Below are 9,378 nucleotides of genomic sequence, written 5' to 3'. Positions count from 1 at the left end.
CGCCGGTCTTTCCGCGGCGGACACCCTGGCGCGCCTGGGCTGCGCCGTCACCGTGTTCGATGAGACGGCGGAGGCCGGAGGGATGATGCGGTACGCCGTCCCCGCGTTCCGGTTTCCCGAGGAGGCGCTCCTGTCCGACGTCCTGACGATCCTGGAGAGGGGGGTCGACTTCTCCGGGGGGAAACAATTCGGCCGGGAGATCACCTTCGAGTCTCTCGAGGCGGACGGCTTCGACGCGGTGCTGTTCGCCGTGGGAACGTGCGAAGTGATCGAATTCCCCGGAGCCGGGGGGGAATCGGAGGGGTTTTTCGACGCCCTCACCTTCCTGGCCGACCTGAACCGGGGGAGGTCGGCGATCCCGCAAGGGCGTGTGGTGGTGATCGGCGGAGGGAACATGGCGATCGACGTCGCCCGCGTGGCGATCCGGCTGGGATCGGAGGAGGTGACGATCGCATGCCTCGAGTCCCGGGAGACCATGCCTGCCTTCCAATGGGAGGTCGAGAATGCCGAGGGGGAAGGGGTGAAGCTGCTTCCCGGAACGACGGTCAAGAAATTCCTGCTCCATGGAGGCCGGGTGACGGGGTTCGAGGCGCTCCGGTTGGAGCGGATCGACTTCGCCGCGAAGGGAAGGATCCTGCCGCATACGATTCCCGGCAGCGAGTTCGAAGTTCGGGCCGACACGGTGGTGATGGCGCTCGGAAGACGGACGGAGCTCGGGTTCCTGGGCCCCGGCATCGTGACGAAGCCGGTCGATCTTCCGAACCATGTTTCCCGGTTGATTTTTCGGGGCGGGGGGCATAAAATTTCGGCTTATGCGTGCGGGGATTGCGTGAGCGGACCGGCCACCGTGGTGGAGGCCTCCGCTTCGGGCAGGGCGGCGGCGTTGAATATCTACGGCGACCTCTGCGTCGAAGAAGTCGGGAAAGCGCGGTACGAGGACCGTTTCCGGCGTGTGGCCGAACCCCAGGTCGAAGACCGCCCGGAATGGAGGGTCAGGCGGGAGGCCCCCCGGATGACGCCGGAAGAGAGCCGGCGAACGTTTCAGGAGATCCAGAGGCGATACGAAGACGATTGCGTCCGCCGGGAATCCGAGCGGTGCGCGAGATGCAATCTGTGGTTATAACCCAACACGGAAGGGGGTGAACCCGAATGAAGAAGTTCGCATCTCTCATGGCGATCATCGTCGCAGTGACCTTCTCGGCCGGCCTGGTGATCAGCGCGGAAGCTCCCGCGGGCAAGGTGGCCATCAAGCACATCCAGAAGACCAAGGAGCCGGTCGTCTTCGACCACAAGGCGCACACCGGCAGGGCCAAGGACTGCCAGGAGTGCCACCACAAGGGCGAGAAGGGCAAGGAACAGGGATGCCAGGAGTGCCACAAGGCCAAGACGGAAGGCAAGGTCGTCGAACTCAAAGAGGCCTACCACACGATGTGCAAGGACTGCCACAAGAAGGACGCCAACAAGAAGGCTCCGACCACGTGCAACGGGTGCCACAAGAAGTAACGACAGAAACGACGCGCCGGGGAGGGCGGGGGTTTCCGCCCTCCCCGGGTTTCGTTTGACTTCTTCCCTACCTCTAAGGGTATACTGTATACTTTAAACGAACCTTCTTGAAGGTGATCCCCAATGGCCGTGGCAGCGCGCAGTGAATCCCCGATGGACAAGGTCTGGAGTTTCTTCACTTCCCTCAAGCTCGCGATCACCGTGATCATCCTGATGGCGACGGCCTCGATCTTCGGGACGATCGTCGAGCAGAACCAGCCGATCGAGAAGTACCGCCAGTTCTACAGCGACGGGACGATCCGCATCTTCGAGGCGCTGAACCTCTTCGACATGTACCACTCCTGGTGGTTCCTCGCCCTGATGCTGTTCTTCACCGTCAACCTCACCTGCTGCACGCTGGACCGCCTCCCGCGGGTAGTCCGGATCGTGCGGAATCCGAAGCTCACCCTGGACGAGGGGCTCGAGAAGTCGCTGGGCTCCGTGGACCGCTGGAAGAAGAAGGGCTCCCCGGAGCAGCTGGCCGACACCTACGCGGCGGCGATGGGAGGCGTCTTCGGCAAGCCGGTCGTGACGGAGAACAGCGGGACCCGGCACCTGTACGCGGAGCGGGGGATCGTCTCCCGGTTCGGGGTCTACGTGACCCATCTCTCCATCATCATCATCTTCATCGGCGCGATCATTGGCAACGTGCTCGGGTTCAAGGGGTTCGCGAACATCGTCGAGGGAGAGTCGGTCCGAACGATTCCCACGAGGGGGGGAACGAACCATGTTGACCTCGGCTTTTCGGTGCGGTGCAACAAGTTCTGGGTCGACTTCTACCCGTCCGGACAGCCGAAGGAATACGCCTCGGACCTGAGCATCCTGGAAAACGGGGGGGAGGTCCTCCGGAAAAAGATCGTGGTGAACGATCCGCTCCAGTACAAGGGGATCTGGTTCTACCAGTCGAGCTACGGCCAGGCGGGGGGCAGCTCGGCCCGGATCGCGGTGACCGCCGCGGGCGGAGGTCAGCCTTCGGTCCTCTCGCTTGCTCCCGGCGTGGAAACCGAGGTTCCGGGGTACGGAACGGTCCGCGGCGTGGACTACCAGCCCGACTTCCAGGGGTTCGGTCCGGCGCTCCTCGTGGTCCTGGAAAAGCCCGGGAAGCCGGCCATCGAGTTCTGGCTGCTCCAGCGCCATCCCCAGTTCGACCGGCAGCGGAAGGACTCCCACTACTTCACGTTCCTCTCGATCGACCAGGTGTACTACACGGGGCTCCAGGTGGCGAAGGACCCGGGGGTGAACATCGTGTGGGTGGGGTGCACCCTCATGGTCGTCGGGATCCTCATCGCCTTTTTCATGTCCCACCAGCGGCTCTGGATCCGGCTTGCCCCCGCGGGCGCGGGGCGGGTCGAGGTGGTCCTCGCAGGGTCCGCGAACCGGAACCGGCTTGCCTTCGAGAAAAAATTTGAGAAAATACAGGCCGCGATGAAGGAGGTGGCGACATGACCTCCATGTGTCCAACCGCATGGCATGCAGGAGAATCTTCATGCTGAACGTCCGACTGTTCGACATCACGACGCTTCTCTTCGGCGTGGCTTCCGTCGGCTACATCTCCTCCCTCTACGGAAAGAGGGAGTCGCTGGCCCGCCTGGCGACCTGGGTCTGCGTGGGGGCGGCCGTCGTCTCGACCGCGGCCCTCGGCGTCCGGTGGGTGGAATCCTACAACATGGGGATCGGCCGGATCCCGGTGACCAACCTGTACGAGTCGCTGGTCTTCTTTGCCTGGTCGGTCAACCTGTTCTACCTGTTCGTCGAGTGGAAGTACAAGAACCGCACCTTCGGCGCCTTCGTCCTTCCGATCGCCTTCGGCACGATGCTGTTCGCCCTCACGAACGAGAGCGGCATCCAGCCGCTGGTCCCGGCGCTCCAGTCCTACTGGCTCCACGCGCACGTGATCACCTGCTTTGTCGGGTACGCCGCCTTCGCGGTGTCCGCCGGCGTCGCGGTGATGTATCTCATGAAGGCAAAGCGGGAGGGTTCGAAGGCGGAGGGGGGGGTCGTGGCGCTCTTCCCCGGGACGCAGATGCTCGACGACCTGGTCTACAGGACGATCGTGTGGGGGTTCCCCTTCCTGACCGCCGGGATCATCACGGGGGCCGCCTGGGCGAACTACGCCTGGGGGACCTACTGGTCCTGGGACCCGAAGGAAACCTGGTCGCTGATCGTCTGGCTGGTCTACGCGGCCTTCCTGCACGCGCGGGTCACCCGGGGGTGGCACGGCCGCCGGGCGGCGATCCTGTCGATCGTCGGCTTTCTGGCCACCATCATGTGCTACCTGGGAGTCAACCTGGTGCTCTCCGGCCTCCACTCCTACGGCGGCTCGTAAGGCTTGGGTCCCATCCGGGAGGTTCGGTCGTCCCGATGAGGAGCAAGGTCATCCTGGTTCTGCTTTCCGCCGCCGCCTCCGTTGCCGCGCTCGGCTGGGGACTGTTCCACGGGGAGTTTGCGAAAGTCCTGCTCAACGGTGCGCTTCTCTGACTCCACTGCATCGGGGTCGGGTGATCCCGTGGCGTTCCTGAAGCGACGGATCTTCCAGGGAGCGGGGACCCTCCTCCCCAATGCCTACGTGCAGGGATTTCTTTCCGCATCCCTCTACCAGGGGCCGCTCAAGGGGATCTGCACCCCCCTGTTCAACTGCTACGCCTGCCCCTCCGCCCTCTTCTCCTGTCCGATCGGGACGATGCAGCATTTCGCCGCGACGGGGAAAGTTCCCGTATACGCCGCGGGGACCTTGGCGATCGTCGGGGCGTCGGTGGGGCGGATGACCTGCGGTACGCTCTGCCCCTTCGGCTTCCTCCAGGATCTCCTGTTCAAGATCCGGACCTGGAAGGGCAGACTGCCCCGGTGGGCACCCTCCCTGCGCTACGCCGCCCTGCTCCTCCTCGTATTCCTGGTCCCCGCGCTCACCCAGGTGCACTGGTTCTCCCGGCTGTGCCCGATGGGAACCGCAAGCGCCGGGCTGCCGTGGGTGGCGATGAGCGGAAGCATCCGGGCCATGATCGGTTCTCTTTTCTGGGTCAAGATCGGGATCCTGCTCCTGTTCGTTGTCTTCTCCGTACTGCTCAAGCGTCCGTTCTGCCGGGCTGTGTGTCCCCTGGGGGCGATATTTTCCCTGTTCAATCGCGTCAGTTTTCTGCAGCTGGCGTGGAATCCCGACACCTGCACCCGGTGCGGGAAATGCCAGAAAATCTGCCCGGTGGACATCCGGCCCGACTACAAGCCGGCGAGCGCAGAGTGTCTGCGCTGCCTCGATTGCACCCGATGCCCGAGCCTGAAGCTCTCGACGGTCTTCCACCGGGACCCCTTCGGCGAGCCGGGACTGGCGGGAAAAGGCCGGGGGGGGGAACTCTCCGGGGTACCCTCCGGATGAGCGCGCTCGCCGGTTTGTCTTCGTCTCTCCTAGGATCGGATTTTTTCGTGCGCCGAAAGGAGATCCTGGTCCTTGCCCTGCTGTTTCTGATCACGATCCCGATGCTCACGAAGGTGTTCACGAGCGACTTCGGGACGCACCTCGCGATCGGCAGGGAAATCATCCAGGACCGAAGCGTTACGGACAAGGAATTTCTGAACTACCCCTCCCTGGGGAGGCACAACCCGAACGGGGAATGGGGGTTTCAGGCGGTCCTCTATCTCGTGTATGCGGCGGGCGGAGTGTATGGCGTCTCGCTTCTCTGCTGGGCGGTCGTGTTCTCCATCTTTCTCCTTCTCCACCGATCGATGGCTCTGCGAGGGGGCGATCCTTGGCTCGCCGTGCTGGCGATCTTCGCCTTTTCCGGCTTTCTGCGGATCCGGATCCAGCCGAGGCCCGAGATCTTCACCTACCTGTTCATCGCGCTGACCATTTTCCTCTTGGCCGAATATTATTTCGGCAAGAGGAAGAAACTCCTCTACCTGTTCCCCGCGGTGATTCTCGTCTGGGCGAACATGCATCCCACCTATCTGATGGCCTTCCTGTTGTGCGGCGCCTTTTTCGTCGATGGACTGGCGCGGGCCGCCTGGAGACGGGAGTTCCGGTGGGGGCACCTTCGCACCTGGGTCTTCCCTCCCGTCGCGGTCGGAATCGCAGGACTTCTCCTCTGCGGGCTGAACCCGCACGGGTACGAAGCCATCCTTATCCCCCTCCACGTAATCTCACGCGGCGGGTCCGGGGGAGGAAGCTCCATCCTGATGTCGATCTCGGAACTGACTCCGGTGAAGGGGACCGGGTTTTACGGGTACTATCAGGCAGCGGCAATCATAGCGGGGGGGTCCCTCCTGCTGGGCATTTTCGGCAGGAGGATCTACCTCCTCGATCTGTTCCTGTTCTCCATCGCGTTCAAAGGGGCATGGGACTCCGCACGCGCCGTTTCCATGATGGGGCTGTTCCTTTCTCCCGGAATTTCCCTGCACCTTACCGGATTCGTCGCACGAACGGCGGAATGGTTCGCGCCGAAAGCGCAACCGAAGGGAAAACCTTCACCGGAGAAAGGAAAGAACCGGGGGAAGAAGTCCAAGCCTGCGGGAAAGGGGGACGTGCCGGTATCGCCTACCCGGTTCCTCGGCCGGCAGGTTGCCCTGGTTGTTGTACTGGTGACCGCACTGGCGGCATTCGGCGGAACGATGCTCTCCTTTTCCTTTTCCCAGCTTCAGTACGGGATCGGGATGACCGAGCACAAGTTCTCCTTCGCCGCGGCGGAGTTCCTCCGGAAGAATCCGGTCCCCGGGAAGATGTTCAACTTCTTCGACGTCGGCGGGTTTCTCGACTGGCAGCTGTATCCCCAGGCGCTCACCTTCATCGACGGAAGGACCTACAACGACCTGGTGTTCCAGGAGCACCAGGTGGTGACCGGGGCGATGCCCGGGTGGGAAAACATTCTCGAGAAATACGGGGTGACCTACGTCGTCACCAAGACGATCGATTCTTCCGGAGCGATCCTGCCGTTCCTCTCTCCGCTGACCTATGCGAACGACTGGTCGCTGGTGTTCGCGGACGGATTGTTCGTGGTGTTTGTCCGCCACACTCCGGGAACAATGGAGTATATCCGGAAGCACCAGATTCAGAAGAATTCCATTTTTCAGCATATCGCCTTGGAATCCCATCATTACATCTATCTCGGGGTATCCCCCGTGCTAGCCTACCAGACGATGAGCAGGATGTACGAGATGATGGGGGACCGGGCCGCCGCGATCCAGGCGCTGCGCAGTGCGCTGGAATATCAGGATCTTCCCTTCCTGCGTTCCCAGTTGATGCGCCTGGAGGGCCGCACCGGGACGCCTCGTTGAAATCATTCTGATGGATTTCTGCCGTTCTTCTCCCTTCTTCTCGATCATCATTCTGAATTGGAACGGGCGGCACCTGCTCGAGGAATGCCTCGACTCCGTCCTGTCCCAGGGCTTCCGGGACTTCGAGGTGTTCGTGGTGGACAACGGCTCGACGGACGATTCGATCGATTTCCTGCGCGAAGGGTGGGGCGATCGGATCCGGATCATACCCCTTCCCTCGAACCTGGGGTTCGCCGGGGGAAACAATGCGGGAATCCGGGCCGCCGGGGGAAGGTGGATCGTCCTCCTGAACAACGACACGGCGGTCGAACCGGGCTGGCTGTCCGCACTGGCCGGCGCGATCGGACGCCACCCCGAGGCGGGGATGTTCACTCCCAAGATCCTCAACTACTACCGCCGCGACGAGATTGACAACACCGGACACCTGATCTACCCGGACGGTCTGGCACGCGGGCGTCACCGGCTGGAGAAGGACGACGGGCGCTTCGACGAGGAGGGGGAGGCAGCCTGGCCGAGCGGCTGCGCCGGGGTCTACAAGAGGGAGATGCTCGATCAGATCGGTCTCCTGGACGAGACCTTTTTTGCCTACGGGGAGGACGTGGACCTGGGTCTGCGGGCCCGCTGGGCGGGGTGGGAATGCTACTACGTACCGGACGCCGTCGTGTACCACAAATATTCCGCGACGACGGGAACCTATTCCCCCCGGAAGGCATTTCTGGTGGAACGGAACAGGAACTGGATCCTCATCAAGAATTTCCCCCTGAGGGAAATCCTTTTATCGCCTTTCTTCACGGGGTATCGTTACGGGATGCACCTGGCCGGAGCGATCTCCGGCCGGGGGGCATCGGGGAGATTCGCCAGGGAGTTCTCTCTCGTGCGGCTCTTCCTGACGATATGGAAAGCCGAGGCGGCGGCCATAACCGGATTCCCCCGGGTGCTTCGGGAGCGTCGGAAGATGAAGACCAGTCGGAAGATCTCCGACATCGAATTTCGCGGTCTTCTTCGCCGGTTCGCCCTGGACACAAGGGAAGCGGCCCTCAAGGAGTGACGTTGTCGGCCCACACGCGTCCGCAGACTGCCATCGAGGGGGTGCTGTCCGCCGCCCTGCTGAATAGCCTCTCGAAGGCAACGGTTTACCTGCGGCATATCGTCATTACGGCCTATATCGGTCTTACGGTCGAACTGGACGCCTTCTACGTGGCGGTGTCGATCGTCTCCATCTTCATCATCACGTTTGGCGAAATTTTCGATTCCGTCGGCATTCCTTACCTGGTGAGGGCACGGGAACAGGGAGGAATGGAATCGTTCCGCCAGATTTCCGGATCCCTGTTTTCCATGACAGTGAGGATGACAATCGGTCTTACGCTGCTGATGCTTCTGGCGTCTCCGTTTTCGTCCGTGATCGTTCCCGGGTTTCCGATCGCCTCGAAAAAGTTCATCAACCACAATCTCTATTTTCTCATTCCCTATGCGCTCGTATATCTTCCCTATCACTGCCTCGGATCGTTTTTCCGGTCGCTGCGAAATTACCGGTTGTACTATTGGGCGGATTTTCTCATCCAGGTTACGGCATTGATCGGTATCGTCCTGTACCATGGGCACGAACTTGCGGTTCCCGCGACGTTATCGGCGGCATACATGGCGGGATTTCTTTTTCTCGTCTGGAAGGGGAGAACGTATTGCCGTTTCCAGGAGTTGCGGCCCGAGCGGGAAACCGGAGAGATTCGTCAGCAGATCGTGAAACTTGCGCCGATCTACATGATCGGGTATGCCCTCCTGCTCATTGACCGGTTTTTCGCATCCTATCTCGAGCCGGGCGCGATTTCGGCCCTGTCCTACGGGTTCATCGTAGCCAGCATCATCCCGATGGTTCTCAATATCGAAAATGTCTTTATTACACCCCTTTCGGAAAATTCCGATCGTGGGGTGCTCCTGACGCATATCCTGTCCGGGATCCTCCTGGTTTCCTTTCCCGTCATGACGTTCACTCTTTTCTACGGGAAAGAGATCATTGCGGTGCTGTTCCAGCGCGGCGCGTTCACGGCCCGCGCGACCGAATTGACCGCTGCTTCGTTGAAATTCTATATCCTGGGAGTGTTCCCCCTCTTCTTCTGGCCTGTCTGCTACCGGGTATTCCAGATATACCGCAAGCTGCGCCCCGTGATGTGGATCGGATTGATTTCCGTGGCTCTCAATGCGACGCTCAACTATCTTTTTGTATTCCAGGCAGAGATGGGGGTTGCGGGAATCGCTCTTGCAACCGCGATTTCAGGCTGGACTGTTTCCGTTGTCGGGTTGCTATCGCTGCGCAGCCTGGGCATCAAAATCATGTTCCGGCAACCTGCCCGCATGCTCGGGAATATGGTTTCCGGCACCATCGTCGCCGTCCTGGTATGCCGATGGATTCCCCTGCCGCCTGACAGCTGGGAAGGGATCCTCTTGAGGGGAGGCGCGTTCGTACTGACCTATGTGGCCGTCGTCTTTTCCATTCCGAATCGGTATATTCGGGAGATTCGCGGGATGGTTCAATTCCCCTTTTCTCCCTCGAAAACCGGTCGATAGACATGCCAGTGC

At 61.5% G+C, this 9,378-nt stretch carries 7 protein-coding genes and 1 pseudogene (1 of these 8 cut by a window edge); all 8 read left to right on the top strand.

Translation table 11 applies throughout. From position 1 onward, the window contains the following. Positions 1-1,123, top strand: a pseudogene (locus tag A2X88_04110) (hypothetical protein); it begins 695 nt to the left of the window's first position. Between the two features lie 26 nt (positions 1,124-1,149). Then, positions 1,150-1,503, top strand: a complete 354-nt coding sequence (locus A2X88_04105) for a hypothetical protein (protein OGP35084.1) — start codon at positions 1,150-1,152, stop codon at positions 1,501-1,503. A gap of 153 nt (positions 1,504-1,656) precedes the next feature. After that, positions 1,657-2,988 carry a hypothetical protein gene (locus tag A2X88_04100; protein ID OGP35083.1) on the top strand — a complete coding sequence of 444 codons (1,332 nt, stop codon included), beginning with the start codon at positions 1,657-1,659 and terminating at the stop codon, positions 2,986-2,988. 40 nt (positions 2,989-3,028) lie between these two features. After that, positions 3,029-3,868, top strand: a complete 840-nt coding sequence (locus tag A2X88_04095) for a c-type cytochrome biogenesis protein CcsB (protein OGP35082.1) — start codon at positions 3,029-3,031, stop codon at positions 3,866-3,868. Between the two features lie 180 nt (positions 3,869-4,048). Further along, positions 4,049-4,912 carry a hypothetical protein gene (locus A2X88_04090; GenBank protein OGP35081.1) on the top strand — a complete coding sequence of 288 codons (864 nt, stop codon included), beginning with the start codon at positions 4,049-4,051 and terminating at the stop codon, positions 4,910-4,912. 47 nt (positions 4,913-4,959) lie between these two features. Further along, the gene (locus A2X88_04085; GenBank protein ID OGP35080.1) at positions 4,960-6,804 is read left to right on the top strand and encodes a hypothetical protein; all 1,845 of its coding nucleotides are present in this window, start codon (positions 4,960-4,962) and stop codon (positions 6,802-6,804) included. 10 nt (positions 6,805-6,814) lie between these two features. Then, on the top strand, positions 6,815-7,852 hold the full coding sequence (locus A2X88_04080; GenBank protein ID OGP35079.1) for a hypothetical protein: 1,038 nt from the start codon (positions 6,815-6,817) through the stop codon (positions 7,850-7,852). Between the two features lie 2 nt (positions 7,853-7,854). After that, complete coding sequence (locus A2X88_04075; GenBank protein OGP35078.1) at positions 7,855-9,366, top strand: hypothetical protein; 1,512 nt, start codon at positions 7,855-7,857, stop codon at positions 9,364-9,366. Positions 9,367-9,378 lie beyond the last annotated feature (12 nt).

Source organism: Deltaproteobacteria bacterium GWC2_65_14 (genome assembly GCA_001797615.1).
Lineage (GTDB): Bacteria > Desulfobacterota > Deferrimicrobia > Deferrimicrobiales > Deferrimicrobiaceae > GWC2-65-14.
This window is presented reverse-complemented; position numbering and strand designations above follow the sequence as displayed.